This is a genomic window from Pseudomonas sp. SA195 (genome assembly GCF_054131565.1).
This window is the reverse complement of the sequence record NZ_CP096392.1, coordinates 1002234-1025358: the sequence shown is the minus strand read 5'-3', so window position 1 is coordinate 1025358 and position 23125 is coordinate 1002234. Positions and strand designations below refer to the sequence as shown.

Here is a 23125-nt window from a genome sequence, read left to right as displayed (position 1 = left end):
ACGCGCTACCGCCATGGGTGACAGCGTCCGCCTGTTCTCGATTGATACGGGTAGCTACGCTCAGTTCCGGCCGACCTATCCCGACGTCCTATTCGCCTGGCTCGCGAGCCAGAGCAATGCCCACGCCCGCGCGCTCGACGTCGCGGCAGGTACTGGCCAGGCGACCCTCGGACTGCTGCCCCACTTCCAAACCGTAGTGGCCTGCGACGCTAACATCACGCAATTGCAAGGCACGCCTAGTTGGGGACCAGCGAAGCGCTTTGCCGCAGACGCCGAACGGCTACCTTTAGTCAGCGGGTCGATCGACCTGATGGTCGTCGCGCAAGCCTTGCATTGGTTCGCCACGCCGGCCTTTTTCGCCGAAGCCAGGCGCGTCCTGACTCACGACGGGCTTTTTTGTGCGTGGTGTTACGGCCTGCTCAACCTTGGTCCGGATCTCGACGACATGATCAGCCAGCTTCATGGCGAGACGCTGGCTGGCTTCTGGCCGGAAGGGCGGGCCAGCGTAGACGCCGGCTATCGCGACATCCGCCCGCCCTTCCCCTTGATCAAGACCCCTGCATTCTGCATCGAAGCCCAATGGCGCCTTGAGCAGTTGCTGGGCTATCTACGCACTTGGTCCGCTGCTCGCCAGTGGCAACAGACTTACGGTGCCGATCCGATCGCGGCGATCACGCCAGCCTTGCAAGCGCGCTGGGGCGATCCCGAGCAGGCACGTCAGGTGCGCTGGCCCTTGCATTTCATCTCGGGGTATCCAGGCAAACAGGAGGCTTAATGCACGACGAACTTCTTACCCTGAAGAACCTCGGCAAGACCTCTGCCCAGTGGTTGCACGCGTCGGGCATCCACACGGCCGATGACCTGCGCCGAATCGGCTCGGTCAACGCATACCAAGCGGTGAAATCCCGTGGATTCGGTGCATCAAGGGTTCTGCTCTATGCCATCGAAGGCGCACTGCGCGACGTCAGCTGGAAGGATCTGCCGGAGGGGTTGAAGCACGAACTCAACGCGCATCTGGACGGCTGCAGCCGCAGCAACAAGAGCTAGCTCACAACCTCCACGCCCGCCAATTTACTTGCCCATGGCGACCGCTTTATTGTCGGCGCGCGCACTGCTCTCTCATTGCAGGCTTGCTCGCTCAAAGGACCGTCGTCATGTATCTACTCGGGGAACAACCGGCCTATGCCGATCGACTCATCAACAGGCTGCAGGGGATCCCCGCCCAGCTATTGGAGGGCCTTGCGCCGTCCGGCGAGCCAATCGAAATCAAAGGTTCGGACGACTTGGGCAATGAGCTGCCTGATCAACAATTGTTCATCATTGAGAGCGGCCTGCTCCATGCACTGGTCGATGAGCGCCCGCTGTTTTACCTGCAGGAAGGCGACCTGCTTGGCTTGAGGCAGGGCATCGAGCTGCCCCAATGTCGCTACCGCAGCGACGAATCCGTCCGCCTCGTGCCGTATGTACGCAACGAGGTCTTCAACCACATCCATACGGATCAGCAGCGTCAGGAGCTGTTCACCGAATACCTGATCGGCCAAACCGCCCTGCTATCCGACGCACTGGCCCGCCTCAAGCAGCCGGAGATTCACCCAACGACTGGCTTCCAGCACTTCGCCGTGGGCGAGGAGCTCATCCGCCAGGGCGACGAAGCCGACAACGTCTTCGTGATCATCGAGGGTCACGCCGAAGCGGTCGTTGATGGACAAAAGGTTGGAGACGTCCAACGTGACGAAATATTCGGCGCCATGGCCGTATTCACGCGCGAAAAACGCAGTGCCTCGGTCATCGCAACCGAACCCTGCACCGTCATGATGATTCCGAAAGACCAATTTCTGAGCCTGATGCAGAGCAATCCGAAAATCGCGCATAGCCTCATCGAAAGCATGGCCCGCCGCATCGATTTGTTGAACAAGGAGGTCACTCAACTGCGCCTGCCACTCTCGGCATGATCCGCAGCGGCCAAGGCGATGAGCGGTAGCGTAGAAAATACACTTAGCCTGTTGACTGTGAAATGAGAATTGTTATTATTATCGCAACTGGTCGCGAGATCAGTCGATAAGCTGGAAGGCCAGGCAGTCGGACTTTCAGGTTATCTCCTCATCAGGCTAATCACGGTTTTGACCCGGCTCTTGCCGGGTCTTTTTTTGCCTGCGAAAAGCTCAACCTCGCTAACCGGCGTCCTGCCGGAAGCGTGCACAGTAGTCCCGCTGTGGCATCGCGGGCGTGAACCAGACGATGTCCGCCTCTTGGGCGGCTGTCGAATCGCCTACCTCAGCGAGCAACAGCACTAGCACGTCACCGGCAGGCTCATCGACAAGATATAGCGGCACACCGAGATCACGCCGCACATGAAATCCCCCAGCGAGAAGCGCGGCGGGCGCTGGAGCTTGGGTCAATTGTTCTGCCATGCGCCGGTCACGTTGCTGTTGCACCGCGAGCATGGCGGGCAACTGGCTGGCCGGCAACATGTCGCAATGGGATACGCGAATCTGCTCCAGCAACGTGGCCCTTACCTTAGGATCGGCAGCACGCCCGTTGACTTCGGGTTGGCTTCGGTAAATCTCTTTGATCTCCCCTCGATCGAGATTCGCCTGCAGCAGGGGGTAGGCTTGCGCCAACGCGTAGCGGACCAACGGACCATATTGCGTCCAGTCCCACCCGTCCTGCCACGCCAAGGCGCCCGCCACGTCCTTCGGCGGCTGGCCTTGGGCGATAAGAGTCTGAGCCTGCCGCACCCGTTCCTGTTGGTCCGGATTGATCATCTCCATCAACAGGCTGCCCTGCTCCCGACGCTGAGCCAAAGCTTGAAGCAACCAAAGTTGCAAGGCGTGATGGTCAGGGTTGTCGTGCCGCTCGCCGATCAATAACCGGTCCGCTTTCGCCAGCCGCTCGACGAGCTGATCAACGTCGAGCGTCGTACCGTCTCTCAAATCCACGATCCGTCCGGCGTCAGGGTGATCTACCCCGTTGGGGCTCTGCCAGGCAGGAAGCGGTGGCATCATCGGGCAGCCGCTCAGCACTGCCGCTACAAAAAGGATAAGAAGACGCATCAGGACTCCGTCTAACGGGGTTAGGTATATCGATGCTAACCAAACACAGCTATGCCGAAACACACGTTACGGTGCTGCCTCATTGCCCCTGACACACCGTGTGGGCTGGTCGACAATCCATATTTCGCTCCGGAGGGACCATGATTCGCTTGTGCGCTATAGATGAGTTGCCTGAAGGCCGTAGCAAGGGCTTCGTTGCGGCCGGCCATCGCCTGTTCGCCGTACGCAAGGCCGGGGAAGTCTACCTGTACCAAAACAGGTGCCCCCATCGAGGCATTCCCCTCGAATGGCTCCCAGACCAATTTCTCGACAGTAGCGCAAGCCTCATCCAGTGCGCCACGCATGGTGCCCTGTTCCTGATCGATAGCGGCGAATGCGTTGCCGGCCCCTGCGAGGGCCAGCGTCTGAGCCCCCTGCCATGCATCGAGCAGGACGGCAGCATCTGGTTGCAAAGCGCCCCGTAGTGCGACGTCGCGCCCAAGCGGCAGGCCATTGGCTCCGGTATCATGACCGCCGTCGCTACTAGTGAGATGACCATGCGCCGTTTGCTGAGTCTGTTGTTAATCTTCGTTGCACTACCCGCCTTCGCCGGGCTGTTCGACAGTCGACCCAACCCTACCCTGGGCGGCCTCAACAACAGTGCCGACTTTCTACCGGTGCGCGAAGCGTTCCGCCTGAGCCTAGTCGATACGTCTCCCGAACGGATCACGCTTCGCTTCACGGCCGCCGAGGGCTACTACCTCTACCGCCACCGCTTCCAGTTCAACAGCCCAACAAGCGGTGTCGAAATTGGTGAACCTGCTTTACCCGCCGGCGAAGCCAAGACCGACGACTATTTCGGAGAGGTCGAGGTGTACTACGGCATCCTCGATATCCAACTACCGGTCCGTAATCCGAACGACCGACCTTTCACCCTGAATGTGACCTATCAGGGCTGTGCGGACAAAGGCTTGTGCTACCCGCCAGAGACTGAATCCCTCCAGATTGGCCAAGACGCGCCAACCGCCACGAGCACGAGCGACACCGAGAGGCAAACCGACGACACCCTGTCCTGGCGTGCGGTCGCACTGTTCTTCCTGGCCGGCATTGGGCTGACCTTCACCCCATGCGTGCTCCCAATGCTGCCGATTCTCTCCGGCGTGGTCCTGCGTGGCCAACCAGGCGGCACCCGAAGCTTCCTGCTGGCATTGGCTTATGTCCTTCCAATGGCTGGGGGGTTCGCGCTGCTGGGGGCCCTGATGGGGCTTTTCGGGGCCGAGCTCAACCTGCAGGCTCGCCTGCAGTCACCTTGGATATTGGTGCCTTTCGCCCTGTTCTTTGTCGCTTTCGCACTGGCCATGTTTGGCGTATTCGAGCTGCGCCTCCCACAGCGAATGACTGCCAGCCTCGACCGGATCGCAGGGCGCGCCAAGGGTGGTTCGTTCTTGGGCGCGGCCTTGCTTGGCACCGTATCCAGCTTGCTCGTCTCACCCTGTGTATCCGCACCGCTAGCCGGCGCGCTGCTCTATATCAGCACCAGCGGGGATGCCCTTGGCGGAGGCCTACAACTGTTCGCGCTCGGCCTTGGCATGGGGGTGCCGCTGATTCTCTTCGCTACAGGCGGGGGCGCCCTCCTGCCTCGAAGCGGGCCCTGGATGGTGATCGTGCGCAACACGTTCGGTGTGATGCTGCTCGCGGTTGCGGCATGGATGCTCGAACGAGTGCTGCCCGGCCCTCTTTCCTTGGCACTCTGGGGTCTGCTAGCGGCGGGCACTGCGCTCTTTCTCGGCACGCTAGAGCTGACCAGCAAGACGCCACGACAGAAACTGGCCCAACTGCTTGGCCTCGCGCTGTTGGTTTATGCACTGGCTGCCTGGGTGGGTGCGCTACAGGGCGGCTCGGACCCTCTCCGCCCGGCCGTCGGCCGAACCGGCGCCCTGCCCAATAGCGCGGAAGCCTGGCAGACCGTCTCCACCCCAGCGCAACTCGATGCCCAGCTTGCCGCCGCGCGAGACGCGGGGAGACCGGCCATGCTCGACTGGTACGCCGACTGGTGCATCAGTTGCAAGGTCATCGAGCGTGAGGTCTTCGCCGATGAGCAAGTGGCGCCGCGCCTGGCTGGCTACCATCTGATCCGTTTCGACATCACCGAGAGCAATCCTGAGCAGCGGGCGCTACTCGACCGTTACAAGCTGTTCGGCCCTCCGGCGATCCTGTTTTTCGACCGCCGCGGCGAAGAAGTGCAGCCGGTGCGCGTGGTCGGCGAGATAGACGCTGACGGCTTCTCCGAGCGGCTTGATCGAGCGGACGCGCTGCTCTAGACACTCTGCCGCAAACTCCAGTCATAATGTCGGCATTTACGCCGATCGCGACATGACTGGACAGTCAGTCCAACCTTCGTGCATAGTTTTTCCTTCACCCGCGGCGGCACTCCGTATTGCCCCTGTCCGGCTAGAACAACAAGGAATACCCATGGCGACGTTTCTGGTCCTCAACGGCCCGAACCTTAATCTGCTCGGCACCCGAGAGCCTGGCGTTTACGGTGCCGTCACGCTGGCTCAAATCAACCAGGACCTGGAGCAACGCGCGCGCGACGCCGGCCACCATCTGCTCTCCCTGCAATCGAACGCGGAATACGAACTGATCGAGCGAATCCACGCTGCGCGCAGCGAGGGCGTGGATTTCATTCTCATCAACCCGGCCGCTTTCACGCACACCAGCGTCGCATTACGTGACGCGTTGCTGGCCGTGAGCATCCCATTCATCGAAGTGCACCTGTCGAACGTGCATAAACGTGAACCTTTCCGCCATCACTCCTATTTCTCGGACGTAGCGGTAGGCGTGATCTGCGGCCTCGGCGCCAGCGGATACCGGCTGGCACTGGAAGCCGCCATGGAACAAGTCACTGCTGCCTGACGGGCCGGCACCGCAAAGTGCCAGCGACAAGACAGCAAGCATCAATGCCCCTTTGAACCTACTTGGGAGTTACCGCTTCATGGATATTCGCAAAGTCAAGAAACTGATCGAACTGCTGGAAGAGTCCGGCATCGACGAACTGGAAATCCACGAGGGCGAAGAGTCCGTCCGCATCAGCCGCCACAGCAAGCAAGGTCCGGTTCAGCAGCCTTACTACGCGCAGGCACCGGCCGCTGCGCCGGCACCCGCCCCGGTCGCCGCAGCTCCGTCCGCAGACGCGGCACCCGCCCAGCCGAAACTCAACGGTACGGTCGTCCGCTCGCCGATGGTAGGCACGTTCTACCGCGCGTCATCGCCCGAGTCAGCACCTTTTGTGGATGTAGGCAAGACGGTCAAAAAGGGCGACATCCTCTGCATCGTCGAAGCCATGAAAATGATGAATCACATCGAGGCTGAAACCAGTGGCACGATCGAATCCATCCTGGTGGAGAATGGTCAGCCGGTCGAGTACGACCAGCCGCTGTTCACCATCGTTTGAATCGCGGAGAGCCAACGATGTTGGAAAAAGTACTGATCGCAAACCGCGGTGAAATTGCCCTGCGGATCTTGCGAGCCTGCAAGGAAATGGGGATCAAGACGGTCGCGGTGCACTCCACTGCCGACCGGGAGTTGATGCACCTGGCGCTGGCTGACGAGTCCGTCTGCATCGGCCCGGCCCTTGCCACCAACTCCTACCTGCATATCCCATCGATCATCGCCGCCGCCGAAGTCACAGGAGCCACGGCTATCCACCCAGGCTATGGTTTCCTCGCTGAGAATGCGGATTTTGCCGAGCAGGTCGAAAATTCCGGGTTCGCCTTCGTTGGCCCGAAGGCTGACACCATCCGCCTGATGGGCGACAAGGTATCGGCGAAAGACGCCATGAAAAAAGCTGGCGTTCCGACCGTGCCTGGCTCCGATGGCCCGCTGCCTGAAGACGAGCAGACTGCGCTGGCCATCGCCCGCGAAGTCGGCTATCCGGTAATCATCAAGGCGGCTGGCGGCGGTGGCGGCCGCGGCATGCGGGTGGTTCACAAGGAAGAGGACCTGATCAAGTCCGCCAAGCTGACCCGCACTGAAGCCGGTGCGGCGTTTGGCAATCCGATGGTCTATCTGGAAAAATTTCTTGGCAACCCGCGCCATGTCGAAGTCCAGGTCCTGTCGGACGGCCAAGGCAATGCCGTCCACCTTGGCGACCGCGACTGCTCGCTGCAGCGCCGGCACCAAAAGGTGCTTGAAGAAGCCCCAGCGCCCTACATCGATGAGAAGGCGCGCGCCGAAGTATTGCAACGGTGCGTCGACGCCTGCATCGAGATCGGCTACCGCGGCGCCGGCACGTTCGAATTCCTTTACGAAGACGGACGTTTTTACTTCATCGAGATGAATACCCGCGTCCAGGTCGAGCACCCGGTCACCGAGATGGTCACCGGCATCGACATCGTCAAGGAAATGCTGAGCATCGCAGCGGGCAATAAGCTGTCCATCAAGCAGAAGGATGTGGTGATCCGCGGGCATTCTCTGGAATGTCGAATCAATGCGGAGGACCCCGAGAAGTTCCTGCCGAGTCCGGGCAAGGTCAAGCACTTCCATGCCCCAGGCGGCAATGGCGTGCGGGTAGATTCGCATCTGTACAGCGGCTATTCGGTTCCGCCGAACTATGACTCGCTTATCGGCAAGCTGATCACCTATGGCGCGACCCGCGAAGAGGCCATGGCACGCATGCGCAATGCTCTGGATGAGATCGTCGTCGACGGCATCAAGACCAACATCCCTCTCCACCGGGATCTGGTACGCGACGCCGGCTTTTGCAAGGGTGGTGTGAACATCCATTACCTGGAAAAGAAGCTGGGAATGGACAAGCACTGACGCTGCAAGCTGCAAGCTGCAAGCGATATGATGCGCACCTGAAGGGAGCGGCCCCGGCCGCTCCCTTTCTTTTTTCCAAGCGCTAGAGCGCACCGCTTGATGCGGCATCTGGAGGTCGTTTTCGCATGTCCTGGTTACAACTTCGCCTCGCCATCTCACCCGAACAGGCGGCCTCGCTCGAGGATGCCCTGATGGGCGTCGGCGCCGTTTCCGTCACCTTCATGGATGCCGAGGATCAGCCCATCTTCGAGCCGGACCTCAACACCACCCCGCTCTGGTCCAATACCCATTTGTTGGCGCTGTTCGAAGGCGACGTCGACGAAACCGACCTGATCGCGCACCTGCGTCTTCTGCTTGGCGACGAGCTACCCGAGCACCAACTGGAGCGCATCGAAGACCAGGACTGGGAGCGCAGCTGGATGGACAACTTTCACCCAATGCGCTTTGGCCGCAGACTCTGGATCGTTCCGAGCTGGCACGCCGCACCACAGCCCAATGACGTAAACCTGCTGCTGGACCCTGGCCTTGCGTTCGGTACCGGAACCCACCCCACCACCGCCTTGTGCCTGGAATGGCTGGATGCTCAGGCGCTCGCTGGTCAGCAAGTATTGGACTTCGGCTGCGGCTCCGGCATCCTCGCGATTGCCGCGCTCTTGCTTGGTGCAGAACGCGCAGTCGGTACGGATATCGACGTACAGGCGATCGAAGCCTCCCGCGAAAATGCCAAGCGCAACGCCATCGCTGACACACGCCTCGCGCTATATCTGCCAGAGCAGCTGCCGGACGAGCAATTCGACACCGTGGTCGCGAATATCCTCGCCGGCCCTCTCGTAACGCTGGCGCCACAGATCAGCCAGCGGGTAAAACCGGGCGGGCTGCTGGCACTGTCCGGCATCCTAGCCGAGCAGGCCGAAGAGGTCCGCGCGGCGTATGCCGAGCACTTCCGGCTCGACCCCACCGCAGAAAAGGACGGCTGGGTCAGGATCAGCGGCACTCGTCACACTTGAGCGCCAGGAGCGGCTGCGGCATAAAACGCAGCTGCCGTTGATCGGCAGGCATGCGCTAGACTAGCCAAGTTTCCCGTTGGACCAGCGCATGACCAGCTTTGTCACTCAGTGCCCCCATTGCCAGACCAGTTTTCGCGTGACCAGCGCCCAGCTGTCGGCCGCGCACGGCGTGGTTCGCTGCGGGGCTTGCATGGCCGTTTTCAATGCGGCGCGTTACCTGCATGCTACCGATCCGACCAAGCTACCGCTGCCGAGCGCCTCACCCTCGCTTCCTGAATCACCTCAGCACCTATTGCAACCGGCACCCGTCAAGCCGCCAAAGGCAGACGAGAGTACGCTCTGGATTCACGACGACCTTGATCTGGACAGCCTCGATCTGGACGAGGAGCTGGCCAAGCTTGAACGCCAAGAGCGCGAGCTATCTCGCGAATTTCAGGCACTACAGAGCAACTCAACCAGCACCTCGGCGCCACGCCACGCGCCGGCGGTACCGCATGACGAGAGCTGGGCCGAGCGCTTGTTGACCGCTGAAACGACCCGCCCGGCGCCACCACCACGGGTACCACAGGAAAACGTTGTAGCCTCCCCAACGGGTCTGCACTTCACAGCCGTCAACGACGACCGCCCAGCAGCAACGTCCTCGTTCGCTACCAGTGACGCCCCGCTGACCGATCATCTTGATCCGACGCCTGAGCCGGCACGTATCGAGCCGGCGATCGACAGCAGCGAACCGCAGGATGAGCCGAGTCCACCCATCATGGTGCATGCCCCTGAGGCTGATCAGCCCGACTCCGAACGCCAGCGGGGCGACCATGGACTGTTCGAGCTTGACGACGAGCCGCTGCAGCTGGATTGGCAGCAGGCTCAACGCCGCCCCTGGGGCCGCTGGCTGGGCTGGGGCCTGCTGAGCCTGCTCGCGCTGCTCACGCTTGCCGGCCAGTATGTCCACTTCAACTTCGATGAACTTTCCCGTCAGGACGAATATCGACCTTGGCTCGCCCGGGCGTGCCCGTCTCTAGGATGCACGCTGCCGCCCAAAGTCGATATCAGCCAGATCCGTAGCAGCAACCTGGTCGTACGCAGCCACCCTGAATTCACCGGCGCGCTGGTCGTCGACGCAATCATTTATAACCGCGCATCCTTCGCACAGCCTTTCCCGTTGCTGGAAATCCGCTTCGATGACATCAACGGCCAGACCCTTGCGCGCCGCACCTTCAAGCCGGGCGAATACCTGTCCGGAGAGCTTGCCGGACAACAGGAGATGCCGTCGCAGATACCCATTCACATCGCGCTGGACATACTTGACCCAGGTGCCAAGGCTGTGAACTACAGCCTGGCTTTCCTCTCGCCCGAATAGCCCGCCCAATCCTCGCCGACCCGCACCGCCCGTCGAATGGCCGTGCCAACCCAACCGCCCGATATAAGCTTCAGGCTGTTCAGAATTTGTTCAGGACAGCCTTTAACCGGTCATGCGGAGCGGGTATCATGCACACCCTTTTTTGCTGTCCCCGATCGACCTAACAAGCAGGCTCCAAGCAGGGAATCTTCATGTCCGCGGTACGCATCGGCCCCTACACTCTTCCGAATCGCCTGATTCTCGCGCCGATGGCCGGCGTGACCGATCGGCCGTTTCGCCAGCTGTGTCGTCGGTTGGGTGCCGGGATGGTCGTGTCAGAGATGGTCACCAGTGACACGCGCCTGTGGAACAGCCGCAAATCGCGCCTGCGCCTTCTTCACGAAGGAGATCCGGAGCCTCGCTCGGTGCAGATAGCCGGTGGCGATCCGCAGATGCTGGCCGATGCAGCCGCACGCAATGTTGAGTTGGGCGCGCAGATCATTGATATCAACATGGGCTGTCCGGCTAAGAAGGTCTGCAACAAGGCTGCCGGTTCGGCGCTGATGAAAGACGAACAACTGGTTGCGCAGATTCTCGAAGCGGTTGTGGCCGCGGTCGACGTGCCGGTCACCCTGAAGATCCGCACCGGTTGGGACCGAGAACACCGCAACGGCCTTCGTATCGCCAGAATTGCCGAGCAGTCCGGCATCGCCGCGTTGGCTGTGCATGGTCGCACCCGTGCTGACCTTTATACCGGCGAAGCCGAATACGAGACGATCGCCAGCATCAAGCAGGCCCTTTCGATCCCGGTGTTTGCCAACGGCGATATCGATTCGCCGCATAAGGCCCGCGAGGTTCTGCGATTTACAGGAGCCGATGCGTTGCTCATCGGGCGCGCAGCGCAGGGCCGCCCCTGGATTTTCCGTGAAATCGAGCATTTTCTCAGCACGGGTGAGCAGCTGTCGCCGCCCGGTCTGGATGAGGTCGAGCAGGTGTTGCTCGATCATCTGAAGGCTTTGCATGCCTTCTATGGCGATGTGATGGGCGTACGCATCGCGCGCAAGCACGTTAGCTGGTACCTCGCGACACAACCGGGGGCACGGGAATACCGGAGCCGATTCAATTGTTTGGAAGACAGGGATGCGCAATGCGCCAGCGTTCGGGCCTTTTTCACCGAACGCCGTACAAGCCCTGGCTCAGGGGATGGAACAGGGGTGGCCGCATGACGCTACTGAATGAAACACTGGCTATTGGAACAACTTCCGTGAGCGACAACGTAAACCTAAAGCAGCACCTGAACACGCCCAGCGAAGCCGGCCAGACCCTGCGCGGCAGTGTTGAGAAGGCGCTGCACAATTACTTCGCCCACCTCGAAGGCGCCGACGTCACGGACGTCTATAACCTGGTGCTTTCCGAGGTCGAGGCCCCCCTGCTTGAAACGGTGATGAATTACGTCAAGGGCAACCAGACCAAGGCTTCCGAGCTCCTGGGCCTGAACCGCGGCACCCTTCGCAAGAAACTCAAGCAATACGACCTTCTCTGATGCGGCAGCGGGCTTCGGCCGGCGCGGCTGCAGCACGGCCCGCCTGCCGAGCCCTCCGCCAGCAGCCCGTAGCTCCTAGGAAACCTCTATGACCGACCAAAGCACCCGCCTTCCCGTCCGCCGTGCGCTGATCAGCGTGTCCGACAAGACTGGCGTTGTCGATTTCGCCCGTGAACTGTCCACATTGGGCGTCGAGATTCTCTCTACTGGCGGGACCTTCAAGCTGCTGCGCGAGAATGCCATCGAGGCGGTCGAAGTCGCTGACTACACCGGCTTCCCTGAGATGATGGACGGGCGCGTCAAAACTCTGCACCCCAAGATCCACGGCGGCATCCTTGGCCGTCGTGACCTCGACGGAGCGGTGATGGCCGAGCACGGCATCGAGCCTATCGATCTGGTTGCAGTGAACCTCTACCCCTTCGCCGCGACCGTTGCCAAGGCTGGCTGTACGCTGCCGGATGCCATCGAGAACATCGATATCGGCGGGCCGACTATGGTGCGGAGCGCTGCCAAGAATCACAAAGACGTCGCCATCGTGGTCAACGCCATCGACTACGCCGGAGTCATTGACGATCTGCGCAACGGCGGCCTGACCTATGCCCAGCGCTTCGACCTGGCGCTCAAGGCGTTCGAGCACACTGCCGCCTATGACGGCATGATCGCCAATTACCTGGGCACCGTGGACCAGCGCGCCGAAACCCTGTCTACAGAAGGCCGCAGCCCGTTGCCGCGCACCTTCACAACCCAGTTCATCAAAGCGCAGGACATGCGTTACGGGGAGAACCCGCACCAGATCGCGGCCTTTTACGTCGAAACCCCGGACGAAGCCTGCGTCGCCACCGCACGCCAGCTGCAAGGCAAGGAACTGTCTTTCAACAATGTCGCCGACACCGATGCGGCGCTGGAATGCGTCAAGAGCTTCGTCAAACCAGCGTGCGTGATCGTCAAGCATGCCAACCCCTGCGGCGTCGCCGTGGTGCCGGACGAGCAAGGCGGCATTCGCCAAGCCTACGAACTGGCCTACGCCACAGACAGCGAGTCGGCGTTCGGCGGCATCATTGCCTTTAACCGCGAACTGGACGGCGAGACAGCCCGCGCCATCGTCGAGCGGCAGTTCGTCGAAGTCATCATCGCCCCGAGCATCTCGGCCGAGGCCCGCGCAGCAGTGGCAGCCAAGGCGAACGTGCGCTTGCTCGAATGCGGCCAGTGGCCGGCCGAGCGCGCCCCGGGTTGGGATTTCAAACGCGTCAACGGCGGCCTGCTGGTGCAAAGCCGCGACATCGGCATGATCAGCCAGGCGGACCTGAAGGTGGTCACCCAGCGCGCACCGACCGAGCAGGAAATCCATGACTTGATCTTCGCTTGGAAGGTCGCCAAGTTCGTCAAGTCAAACGCCATCGTCTATGCGAAGAACCGTCAGACAGTGGGCGTTGGCGCAGGGCAGATGAGCCGCGTCAACTCCGCACGCATCGCCGCGATCAAGGCCGAGCATGCTGGCCTACAGGTTGCCGGTGCGGTGATGGCCAGCGACGCGTTCTTCCCTTTCCGTGACGGTATCGACAACGCCGCCAAGGCCGGCATCAGTGCGGTAATCCAGCCGGGCGGCTCGATGCGTGATGCCGAGGTGATCGCAGCGGCCGACGAGGCGGGGATCGCGATGGTCTTTACCGGCATGCGTCACTTCAGGCACTGACGGTGGCAGGGCCGCGGTGAATCGCCGCTGTGAGATGCTGGCCGCGGACTCGCCGATGCCAATTGCCATAAAGGCAAATGCGCACTTCGAGTCCGCCTGGCACTCGGCAGTTCATCGCGGCCCAATAGATTCGCTTCCCAGGGCCTGGCCCGACAATCGCTTACACAGGGTGAGCAGCTGACGCTGGTCCCCAACTGGGCCTACAGCCTGGCTCTCCAAGGAGAACACAATGAACGTACTGATCATCGGCAGCGGCGGCCGCGAGCACGCGCTGGCCTGGAAGGTCGCGCAGGATCCGCGCGTACAGAAGGTATTCGTTGCCCCGGGTAATGCCGGCACCGCTACCGAGCCGAAGTGCGAAAACGTGGCGATCGACGTCCTGGCCATCGAGCAACTGGCCGATTTCGCCGAGCGCAACGTGCAACTCACCATCGTGGGGCCGGAAGCCCCGTTGGTTAAGGGTGTCGTCGACCTATTCCGCCAGCGCGGCCTCGACTGTTTCGGCCCGACCGCTGCTGCGGCTCAGCTCGAAGGCTCTAAGGCGTTCACCAAAGACTTCCTTGCCCGTCACCGCATCCCGACCGCCGATTACCAGAACTTCACCGGCGTCGAGGCCGCCCTGGCGTACCTGCGTGAAAAAGGCGCCCCCATCGTCATCAAGGCGGACGGCCTCGCCGCCGGCAAGGGCGTGATCGTCGCCATGACCCTCGAGGAAGCTGAGGAAGCAGTGCGCGACATGTTGTCAGGTAATGCGTTTGGCGATGCCGGTGCGCGGGTGGTGATCGAAGAATTTCTCGATGGCGAGGAAGCCAGCTTCATCGTCATGGTCGACGGTCGGAACGTACTGCCGATGGCCACGAGCCAGGATCACAAGCGCGTCGGCGACGGCGACACCGGGCCCAATACTGGCGGCATGGGGGCCTATTCGCCCGCACCGGTCGTCACCCCTGACGTGCACCAGCGGGTAATGGACGAGGTGATCTGGCCGACCGTCCGCGGCATGGAAGCCGAAGGGAACCTTTACACCGGCTTCCTCTATGCCGGCCTGATGATCGACCGCAGCGGCGCGCCCAAGGTCATCGAGTTCAACTGCCGCTTTGGCGATCCAGAGACGCAGCCGATCATGCTGCGCCTCCAGTCGAGCCTGGTGCTGCTGATCGAAGCCGCACTGGCCAAAGCGCTGGACAAGGTCGAAGCTCAGTGGGACCCCCGGCCCAGCCTCGGTGTCGTGCTCGCTGCCGGTGGTTATCCCGGCGACTACGCCAAGGGCGCTGTCATTCACGGCTTGGAGGCAGCAGCCCAGCTCGGCGGAAAAGTTTTTCACGCCGGCACTGCGCTTCAGGATGACCAAGTGACTACCGCAGGCGGGCGCGTCCTCTGCGCCACGGCCCTTGGCGAAACGGTGTCAGACGCACAGCAGAACGCCTATGCCTTGGCTGCGCGCATCGAGTGGAGCGGGCACTTCTACCGACACGACATTGGCTATCGCGCGATTGCCCGCGAACAAGGGCTTAGCTGACAGGCAAAATCCCGCATATGTGCGCCCGGTCAGATACACCGCGGCGCGCATTCCAGCGGCTTGCGCGCATGGCTATAATTCGCCGTCACACAGATGAAGGGATTTCAATCGTGCGTCGACTCGGTGTCGCCATTGCGTTCGCCTTCGGTCTGTTTCTGCTGACGCTGTCATCCGCGTCGGCACTCGCGGCTTCCCCCGCACCCGGCGAAACTCCTGAACTGACGGAACCCGATCAGCCCACCCAGCCGAATTGGCGAATGCTGATCGATCAGTCTGGCCAGCTTACGCTCGATGAGGTAGTGGCGCAGCGCGCGCTGTTCCAACGCATCGAAAAGCACTCCTACAGCGCGCCGGCTAGCAACCACGCGGTGTGGATTCAGGTCAGCCTGCCGGCTTATTCGGCACCGCACTGGCTGTGGTTCTTTGCACCACGCGTTCAGTATCTGGATTTCTATCTGCTACGCGACGGCGAACTCGAACAAACCGTGGAAACCGGTGAGCTGCGCCCGCTCGAGTCGCGCCCGTTGCCGGCACGCGCTTACCTGTTCAACCTGCCGAATGACAACGTGCCGCGCGAAGCCTACGTGCGGCTCCACTCCTCCCATCCGATGATGGCGTGGTTCTTCACCGTCGACGAACGCGAGCTGGTGGAGCATGCCCGTCCGGCCTACCTCTTCGGCGCCCTCTTTGGCGCACTTGCGCTGTTGATGGTCTACAACCTGCTGCGCTTCGCCTACACCTTCACCTACAGCCATATCTGGCTCGCCCTGCTGCACGGCGCCCTGCTCACGTGTGCAATCGCCAATCTCGGGCTGCTGGCGGTTTGGTCGCCCAAACTCATCTACAGCCAGCCGATGGTCGCGGACATGTCCTCCATGCTCGCCTGCATCTCGATCCTGGTCTTTACCCTGGGTTTCTTTCAGCCGCGACGCAAACCTTGGGTCAATTGGCTACTCGGCCTGCAAATCGCCACAGTGGTCGTGCTGGCCGTCGTGATTCTGACCACCGGTCAGTTCTGGTACAGCTGGCTGATCTACACGCTCGTACTGGTTGCAGCACTCAGCGTAACCGCCGTCGCGATTCACTATTGGCGCCAGGGCTACGACCCGGCTAGGTTGCTGGTCGCCGGCATGCTGCTGTTCGATGCTGGTTTCATCTCGGTGTTTCCCATCCTGCTTGGCTTCAGCCAGGTCGACCCCGACTGGCTGACCGGCGTGGTGTTTAGCGTGGCGACCTGCTCCGGACTGATCCTCAGTTTCGCGCTGCTCGAACGGCAACGGCAGATTCAGGCCGACACCCGCTCCCAGCACACCGCGGCCGCAGTATCCAGCGCCGAGCTGCGGACCAAGGCCGACTTCCTGGCCAAGATCAGCCACGAAATCCGCACCCCCATGAATGGCGTACTGGGGATGAGCGAGTTGCTGCTCGACACCTCGCTGTCAGCGAAACAACGCGATTACGTACAGACGATTCACAGTTCCGGCAACGAACTGCTGAACCTGATCAACGAGATCCTCGACATCTCGAAGCTGGAATCAGGCCAGATCGAGCTGGACGATGTGCAGTTCGACCTGAACGCGCTAATCGAGGATTGCCTCGGCATCTTCCGCGCCAAGGCCGAGCAGCAGAAAGTGGAGCTGATCAGCTTCGTGCAGCCACACATTCCTCACGTGGTTTCCGGCGACCCGACGCGCCTTCGCCAGGCGCTGCTCAATCTGCTGGAGAACGCGTTCAAACAGACCGAGGAAGGCGAAGTCCTGCTGATCGCTGCGATTGACGACTCCGACCCTCAGAAGCCGCGGTTGCGCATCACCGTGCAGGACAGCGGTCGACCCTTGGAGAGCACCGAACGGGACGCCCTGCTCAACGCTGAGGTCGACAGTCGCGACTTTCTGGCCGCCACCTTCCACGGGGGCAGACTCGGCCTCATCGTCGCGCGTCAGCTGGTGCATCTGATGGACGGCGAGTTCGGTATCCAGACCGGCGGCCTGACCGGCAACACGCTGTGGATCAGCCTCCCTCTGGCCCCCGAAAGCCTGATACAACCCGCCAGTGATTTGGAAAGCCCGCTACAGGGCGCGCGTCTGCTGGTGGTGGATGACAACGACACCTGCCGCAAGGTGCTGAGCCAGCAGTGCAGCAGCTGGGGGCTGGATGTCAGCGCAGTGGCGTCGGGCAAGGAAGCGCTGGCACTGCTGCGGACCAAGGCTCACCTCAACGAATATTTCGACGTCGTGCTGCTCGACCAGGACATGCCAGGCATGACCGGCATGCAACTGGCGAGCAAGATCAAGGAAGACTTCAGCCTCAACCACGACATCCTGCTGATCATGCTCACGGGCATGAGCAGCGCGCCGAGCAAGATCATCGCGCGCAATGCCGGCATCAAGCGCATTCTCGCCAAACCGGTGGCCGGCTATACCCTCAAAACTACCCTCGCGGACGAGTTGGCGCGGCGTAGCACTGCCAACGTTGCCTGGCCCACCACCACTCTGTCCAGCACGCCGCTAATGGTCCCGGAAGATTTCAAGATTCTGGTCGCCGAAGACAACACTATCTCGACCAAGGTGATCCGCGGCATGCTGAACAAGCTCAACCTCAAGCCGGACACGGCCAGCAACGGTGAGGAAGCGCTTTCAGCGATCAAAATCCAGCCCTATGACCTCGTACTCATGGATTGCGAGATGCCGATTATGGATGGCTTTCAGGCCACCGCACTGCTGCGCGCCTGGGAAGCTGACACCGGCCGGCCGCGCACGCCAGTGGTGGCGCTCACAGCGCACATTCTCAGCGAACATCGCGAACGAGCGCGTGAGGCCGGCATGGACGGGCACATGGCCAAGCCGGTGGAAATGTCGCAGCTACGCGAACTCATCGAGCACTGGGTCGCGGCGCGAAGCGCACGGCAGGCGTGAGGTTCACCGGTGCTGAGTGACCGTTGGACGTCGGCAATGACGAAACGACTTTCCGGCTGCGCGGGCATCCTCCAACATTCATCTGCAAGTCCTGCGCCGGTACGCCCCCGCGTCAGCATGGCAACCGCACTCTTGAGCAAGCCAATCGCCAGCGGCTCGCCAGGGCATCGATGACCGCTGTGCACATCTCCGCCGCCTGTGTGATGAAGTTGGACGCCCCGCCATTCCAGTCGATGAACCGCTCCGGCATGAACTGCTCCGGCTCGTCCACAATCGCGCGTCTCGATTGGTGCCGGTGTTCTGCATCAACAGCCGTACCTGGAAGATATCCGTATTCAACCGCCGGCATCGCTCAGGAATGAACCGGTAGCCCTCGCCAAGCAGTGCCAGTCAACTCTCGACGTGCTTGTCTTGCAGAATGTCAGACATCATCACCTCCAGCGTCATTGACCTAGGGTGGACCACACCCAGCCAGCCAGGTGCAGCCGGAACGCTTCGGGATGAGTGAACAAATCGCGCGCTGCGCTGCCGATAATCAGAACGGCCCATCAGTCAGTGAGGCGCAACCACATAGGCCGGCTCATCAAGGCCAGACGCGCCGTCACCAAGGAGCCCACCCGAATGATGAAAAGGAGCGATGCCGCCTGGACAGTCATCGGCATCTCTGCAGTGTTGTTTTCCGGTTACCTGCTCTACCACGAGATCCGCAACATTTCGTTGAACGAACTGACCGACAGTCTGGCAGCCATTCGTTATCGAAACTGGATCTTCGCGGGCCTGGCGACGCTTGGGGCCTACTTCGCCCTGGCGTGGTACGACCGAATTGCCGTCGCTCACCTGGGGCGGCGGATCTCATGGTGGTTCATTACGCTGTGCTCGTTCACCACCTATGCATTGGCGCATAACGTTGGTGCCTCGGTCTTTTCCGGCGCGGTCGTACGTTACCGCGCCTACAGAAGCAAGGGGCTCACGCCGAACGAAATCGGCGTACTGATCGTGTTCTGCTCGCTCACCTTCCTGCTTGGCACGCTGTTGGCTGGCGGCACCGTGCTCGTGCTTCGACCGGATCTGCTCAACCGTGTGGTCGAGGCCGATCCCTGGTGGTCGATCGCGATCGGCAGCGGCCTGCTCTGCGTGGTCGCACTGTATGTGTTCGGCGCCTGGCGACACCTGCCGCCACTGCACCTGGGCAAATGGCGCGTCGAGTACCCGCGGCTGCCGATCGTGGCCCGTCAGCTGATCGCCGCTCCGCTGGAGCTGCTGTGCGCCGCCGCGATCATTTATTTCGCGCTGCCGGCCACCCACAATCCGGGATATCTGGTCGTGCTTGGCGTCTTTCTCGCGTCCTTCTCGCTCGCCTTGCTGTCCCATGCGCCGGGTGGCCTAGGGGTGCTGGAAGTGACGTTCCTCGCCGCAATGCCTGAGCTGCCGACAGCCGACGTGCTGGCCGCGCTAATCGTATTCCGTGCGCTGTACCTGCTGCTCCCGTTCGCTCTGGCCATTCTCGTAGTCGCCGCGTTCGAATCGAGCCAATGGCTAGGAAGGCGGAAACGGGAGCCCGACGCAAAGCCCTGACACAACGCCGTCTGGCCAAGGCGTCATGCTCGGGCGATCATGCGCGCTCCAACCGCACGAAATCGAACGACATGAGTGAACGTCGCGACAAGCAATCGCCACCTGCGCCCCACGATGCCAAGCAGCGGCCACGCCCGCTGGTCGATCTACTCATCAGCATCGTCATCCCGTCGCTGGTCCTAATGAAGCTGAGCGGCGAGGACCGCCTGGGGGCAGACGGTGCCCTGCTGCTGGCATTGGCCTTCCCGCTGGGCTGGGGCCTGTTCGAATTGGTCCGCCACCGCAAGTTCAACTGGATTGCCTTGCTCGGCCTGGTCAGTGTCTTGCTCACGGGGGGCATCGGCCTGCTGCAGCTCGATCCCGAATGGTTAGCGATCAAGGAAGCCGCCATTCCGGGCATCATCGGCCTCGCCGTACTGGCCTCGACCCGCACCCGCTTTCCCTTGATCCGAACCCTGCTCTACAACCCAAACGTACTCAATGTCGACAAGGTCCACGACCAGCTGGTCCATCGGGGGCAGGTCGAGCATTTCGAAAGTCGCTTGTTGCGCGCGACCTATCTGCTCAGCGGGACCTTCTTCTTCTCATCATTCATGAACTATGTCTTGGCGAAGTGGATCGTGCAGAGCCCGGCGGGCAGCGAAGCCTTCAACGCCGAGCTCGGGCGAATGACATTGCTCAGCTACCCGATGATCGCCATTCCGAGCATGCTCATGATGATGGCGATCTTCTATTATGTCTGGCGCACCATCCATGGCCTCACCGGGCTTCGCCTGGAGGACATCCTCGCGAACGGGCCCGGCCAACGCGACGACCGTCGCTGAGGCAGCGTCAGGTCGACACCAGCAACATCCAGAGCGGCAGCGTAATGGCCGCGAGGACGGTCGAGAGAAACACTGTGGAGCTGACCGGACGTGTATCGGCCGGATTGATCGCGAACGCCAACACGTTCACTCCGGTTGGGCACGCGGCCAGCAGGACCAACACGCTACGTGCCTCGCTGCCGATGCCAGGTAGCAGACCGCTGAACATCCAGACCATAAAAGGAAAGATCCCCAGCTTGATCACAGTCAGCATGACGGCGGCACCACTGGGGCGTAGGCGGAAACGCGACAGGCTGGTCCCCAGCACGATCAGGGCACAAGGCAGGGCCGCCTGGGCCAGCCAGTCGGCAATACGCCACAATGGCTGAGGGAGATCCAGCCCTGACAGATTCAGCAGAGCGCCAAGCAGCAGGCCGATGATCAGCGGGTTGGCCAAATTTCTGAACAACACCCCGGCGCCTACCTTCTGTCCGGAACCGAAGGCGTTGTAGAAGCTCTGCAGTGAAAACAAGATCAAGCTGTGGAAGACGAGGATCGAGAACACATAGACGAGGCTGTGCGCACCAAGCAAGGTCGTCACCAAAGGAATGCCGACCAGCACGTTGTTCGAATAAGCCGCCGTCAGCCCAAGCGGCGACGCTCGCCCTTGCAACCGGTGCGCGACCAGGGCAACGCCAAAAAACACGGCCAGTACCGGCCCGAAGTAGCCCAGCAGCAGCATGGGCGACATGCCATCGCCCAAGTCCGCCCGGGCAATGCCTGCGAACAATACCGCAGGCATGAATAGCTTGAAGGTAATGCTGGCCAGGCCACTGGCCGCCTCCCCGGCGAGCCATGCGCGCCGACCGAGGAAGAAGCCCAGCATGATCAAGCCGAAAATGGGAAGGATTGCCTGAAACACGACCACTGCGGAAACTCCAGCGAGCGACGCGACCCAATGCCGCGCTACAAAAAGCCGCCAGAATAACCTCTGCGCCTCAGCGGTACATCAGCGAATACGTCTGCCACCACCGTTCTAGACGGCGGTCAGGCCTGAGTATGCTGGGCCGCGCTCGCCTGCCGGGCTTCGCTGCGCTGCAAAACGTCAAGCACGCCGGACAGTTCGGCTTTCCAGTCACGGGTATCGACCCCAAAGGTGGACTCGAATTTAGAGCAATCGAGCACCGACCACGCCGGCCGCCGCGCTGGCGTTGGATACTGGGCAGTCGATATCGACGATACCTTGGGCTGCTTCGCCAGCAGCCCTTTAGCCGCGGCCTGGCGGAAAATCTCTACAGCGAAGTCATACCAGGTGCAAGGCGACCGACCACTGTAGTGATAGGTGCCCCAGGCCAGATCATTGCCCTGCAGATAACGCTGCGCCAGGGTCAATAGCACTTCGGCAATGCTACCGGCGGCCGTTGGGCAACCGTGCTGGTCCGCCACAACCGAAAGCGCATCGCGCTGCCGGCCAAGACGCAGCATGGTCTTGACGAAGTTATGGCCATGCACCCCGTATACCCAACTGGTACGCAAGATCACATGGCGCTCCAGAGCGGCCTCGATGGCACGCTCCCCGGCGAGCTTGCTTTCGCCATAAACACCGGTTGGAGCGACAGCGTCGGTTTCCTTATAGGGTTCGCGAGCCTCGCCTGAGAACACGTAGTCAGTGGAAATATGCAACAGGGGGATCGACACGCGCCGGCACGCCTCGGCGAGGCTCGCGGCACCGTCACGATTGACGGCATATGCCTGCGCTGAATTGGCTTCGGCGTTGTCCACGTGGGTATAGGCCGCTGCGTTGATCACCAGGTCCGGGCCGAGGTTGCGCACGACACTGCACACCGCTTCGGTCTGGGTGATATCGAGCTGCTCGCGCGTCATGCCGAGCGCCTCGAGGCCATAAGTCCGAGCACGGTCTACCAACTCATGGCCAACCTGGCCATTGGCACCGCAAACAAGGATTCGCATGGTATCGCCTCGTCGTAGGCCCACTTCAAAAAAGCGGGAATGAAGAATCAGGTGGTGCGCCGTTGCGCTACAACCGGCCAGCTAGCGCGTGGCGTGCTTGGTTCAGGCCAGGATAATTGCCTTTTGTTCCCCGGATGACGGGCTCGCCAGCAATTAAATTTTAGGCCGCCTTGAAAGCTGGCAAGTCGCCATTCCTCACGGCTTCTGATGCCACTTGCCAGAGGGGCGGAGCGGCATGCTAGCACAGGTGAAACTCACGCCCCGCCCCGAGGCCAAAAAGGTAACGAGCGAGCGGACACCGTGTCGTATCGGTCGTGTTTGCTGATAACCCATTCACGAGGAACGGTCATGCCTAGAGGCGATAAATCCAAGTATTCGGAAAAGCAGCAACGTAAGGCAGAGCACATCGAGGAAGGTTACGAGAAGCGCGGCGTTTCTGAACAAGAAGCCGAAGCGCGTGCGTGGGCGACGGTGAACAAGCAGTCCGGCGGCGGCGAGCGTAAGGGCGGTTCTGGACATGACAAGAGCGAAACAGCCAAGCGAGCGGATCGAAAGGACTCGTCGCATCGCGCCGCAGAGGCTCGTAACGGAGCGTCACCCAACAAAGGTTCCGCCCGCAGCAAGGGAAGCAGGAGCTCGTCGCTATCGGACATGACGCGCGATGAACTGATGCAGAAAGCGCGTGAACGGGACGTGAAGGGCCGGTCGAGCATGCGCAAGGCCGAGCTATTGAACGCACTTTCGTGAGGGCTTGTAGCGATGAAAGACCCGGATCCGCGTGACGACGGCACACCCGGCCCAATTCCAACGCCGGAGCGGGAAGAGCCTGGCGAACCCGTACCCATTGAGGAGCCCAGGGAGGGCGCGGACTAAACTTTCCGCGCCCTCGCCTATCACAACTAACGGCCCA

Annotated in this window: 21 protein-coding genes; 18 read left to right on the top strand and 3 right to left on the bottom strand. The window is 61.5% G+C overall.

The annotated features are described in order from the left end of the window. Nucleotides 1-13: 13 nt before the first annotated feature. The 3 genes from M1D78_RS04680 to M1D78_RS04670 all read left to right on the top strand — a co-directional run bounded on the left by M1D78_RS04680 (nucleotide 14) and on the right by M1D78_RS04670 (nucleotide 1952). The gene (locus M1D78_RS04680; RefSeq protein ID WP_437422988.1) at nucleotides 14-775 is read left to right on the top strand and encodes a class I SAM-dependent methyltransferase; all 762 of its coding nucleotides are present in this window, start codon (nucleotides 14-16) and stop codon (nucleotides 773-775) included. Then, entirely contained in the window at nucleotides 775-1047 is a 273-nt protein-coding gene (locus M1D78_RS04675) for a TfoX/Sxy family protein (protein WP_437422987.1), read from the top strand. The genes M1D78_RS04680 and M1D78_RS04675 overlap by 1 nt, the downstream gene beginning before the upstream one ends. A gap of 107 nt (nucleotides 1048-1154) precedes the next feature. Next, complete coding sequence (locus M1D78_RS04670) at nucleotides 1155-1952, top strand: Crp/Fnr family transcriptional regulator (RefSeq protein WP_437422986.1); 798 nt, start codon at nucleotides 1155-1157, stop codon at nucleotides 1950-1952. A 219-nt stretch (nucleotides 1953-2171) separates the two neighbouring features. Here M1D78_RS04670 and M1D78_RS04665 read toward each other — a convergent pair whose 3' ends face one another. Next, nucleotides 2172-3053: a ChaN family lipoprotein gene (locus M1D78_RS04665; RefSeq protein ID WP_437422985.1), complete on the bottom strand. Its 882-nt coding sequence runs from the start codon at nucleotides 3051-3053 to the stop codon at nucleotides 2172-2174. A gap of 140 nt (nucleotides 3054-3193) precedes the next feature. Between M1D78_RS04665 and M1D78_RS04660 the strand changes: the two genes are divergently transcribed. From M1D78_RS04660 to M1D78_RS04595, 14 genes are all read left to right on the top strand, one after another. Next, entirely contained in the window at nucleotides 3194-3517 is a 324-nt protein-coding gene (locus M1D78_RS04660; RefSeq protein ID WP_437422984.1) for a Rieske (2Fe-2S) protein, read from the top strand. A 72-nt stretch (nucleotides 3518-3589) separates the two neighbouring features. Continuing rightward, entirely contained in the window at nucleotides 3590-5353 is a 1764-nt protein-coding gene (locus M1D78_RS04655) for a protein-disulfide reductase DsbD (protein ID WP_437422983.1), read from the top strand. A gap of 151 nt (nucleotides 5354-5504) precedes the next feature. Continuing rightward, nucleotides 5505-5948, top strand: a complete 444-nt coding sequence (gene aroQ, locus M1D78_RS04650) for a type II 3-dehydroquinate dehydratase (protein ID WP_437422982.1) — start codon at nucleotides 5505-5507, stop codon at nucleotides 5946-5948. Between the two features lie 79 nt (nucleotides 5949-6027). After that, a complete protein-coding gene (gene accB, locus M1D78_RS04645) occupies nucleotides 6028-6486 on the top strand; it encodes an acetyl-CoA carboxylase biotin carboxyl carrier protein (RefSeq protein ID WP_437422981.1) in 459 nt (152 codons plus the stop codon). Between the two features lie 17 nt (nucleotides 6487-6503). Then, nucleotides 6504-7853: an acetyl-CoA carboxylase biotin carboxylase subunit gene (gene accC, locus M1D78_RS04640; protein ID WP_437422980.1), complete on the top strand. Its 1350-nt coding sequence runs from the start codon at nucleotides 6504-6506 to the stop codon at nucleotides 7851-7853. Nucleotides 7854-7978: 125 nt separating this feature from the next. Next, nucleotides 7979-8860 carry a 50S ribosomal protein L11 methyltransferase gene (gene prmA, locus M1D78_RS04635; RefSeq protein WP_437422979.1) on the top strand — a complete coding sequence of 294 codons (882 nt, stop codon included), beginning with the start codon at nucleotides 7979-7981 and terminating at the stop codon, nucleotides 8858-8860. An 88-nt stretch (nucleotides 8861-8948) separates the two neighbouring features. Further along, nucleotides 8949-10217, top strand: a complete 1269-nt coding sequence (locus tag M1D78_RS04630; RefSeq protein ID WP_437422978.1) for a DUF3426 domain-containing protein — start codon at nucleotides 8949-8951, stop codon at nucleotides 10215-10217. Between the two features lie 191 nt (nucleotides 10218-10408). Continuing rightward, nucleotides 10409-11422, top strand: a complete 1014-nt coding sequence (gene dusB, locus M1D78_RS04625) for a tRNA dihydrouridine synthase DusB (protein ID WP_437422977.1) — start codon at nucleotides 10409-10411, stop codon at nucleotides 11420-11422. Next, a complete protein-coding gene (gene fis, locus M1D78_RS04620; RefSeq protein ID WP_181082025.1) occupies nucleotides 11419-11739 on the top strand; it encodes a DNA-binding transcriptional regulator Fis in 321 nt (106 codons plus the stop codon). The genes dusB and fis overlap by 4 nt, the downstream gene beginning before the upstream one ends. Before the next feature lie 88 nt (nucleotides 11740-11827). After that, on the top strand, nucleotides 11828-13432 hold the full coding sequence (gene purH, locus M1D78_RS04615; RefSeq protein ID WP_437422976.1) for a bifunctional phosphoribosylaminoimidazolecarboxamide formyltransferase/IMP cyclohydrolase: 1605 nt from the start codon (nucleotides 11828-11830) through the stop codon (nucleotides 13430-13432). A 229-nt stretch (nucleotides 13433-13661) separates the two neighbouring features. Continuing rightward, a complete protein-coding gene (gene purD, locus M1D78_RS04610; RefSeq protein WP_437422975.1) occupies nucleotides 13662-14951 on the top strand; it encodes a phosphoribosylamine--glycine ligase in 1290 nt (429 codons plus the stop codon). Nucleotides 14952-15061: 110 nt separating this feature from the next. Beyond that, a complete protein-coding gene (locus M1D78_RS04605; protein WP_437422974.1) occupies nucleotides 15062-17866 on the top strand; it encodes a hybrid sensor histidine kinase/response regulator in 2805 nt (934 codons plus the stop codon). A 621-nt stretch (nucleotides 17867-18487) separates the two neighbouring features. Further along, nucleotides 18488-19441 carry a lysylphosphatidylglycerol synthase transmembrane domain-containing protein gene (locus tag M1D78_RS04600; RefSeq protein ID WP_437422973.1) on the top strand — a complete coding sequence of 318 codons (954 nt, stop codon included), beginning with the start codon at nucleotides 18488-18490 and terminating at the stop codon, nucleotides 19439-19441. Between the two features lie 71 nt (nucleotides 19442-19512). Beyond that, nucleotides 19513-20265, top strand: a complete 753-nt coding sequence (locus M1D78_RS04595) for a VC0807 family protein (protein WP_437422972.1) — start codon at nucleotides 19513-19515, stop codon at nucleotides 20263-20265. A gap of 7 nt (nucleotides 20266-20272) precedes the next feature. On the opposite strand, the gene M1D78_RS04590 is transcribed toward M1D78_RS04595, so the two are convergent. Beyond that, nucleotides 20273-21172, bottom strand: coding sequence for an AEC family transporter (locus M1D78_RS04590; RefSeq protein WP_437422971.1), 900 nt, complete (start codon nucleotides 21170-21172; stop codon nucleotides 20273-20275). A 119-nt stretch (nucleotides 21173-21291) separates the two neighbouring features. Continuing rightward, the gene (gene rfbD / locus M1D78_RS04585) at nucleotides 21292-22215 is read right to left on the bottom strand and encodes a dTDP-4-dehydrorhamnose reductase (protein ID WP_437422970.1); all 924 of its coding nucleotides are present in this window, start codon (nucleotides 22213-22215) and stop codon (nucleotides 21292-21294) included. Nucleotides 22216-22563: 348 nt separating this feature from the next. Here rfbD and M1D78_RS04580 point away from each other — a divergent pair, with 348 nt between their 5' ends. Beyond that, complete coding sequence (locus M1D78_RS04580; protein ID WP_437422969.1) at nucleotides 22564-22962, top strand: Rho termination factor N-terminal domain-containing protein; 399 nt, start codon at nucleotides 22564-22566, stop codon at nucleotides 22960-22962. Nucleotides 22963-23125: the final 163 nt, after the last annotated feature.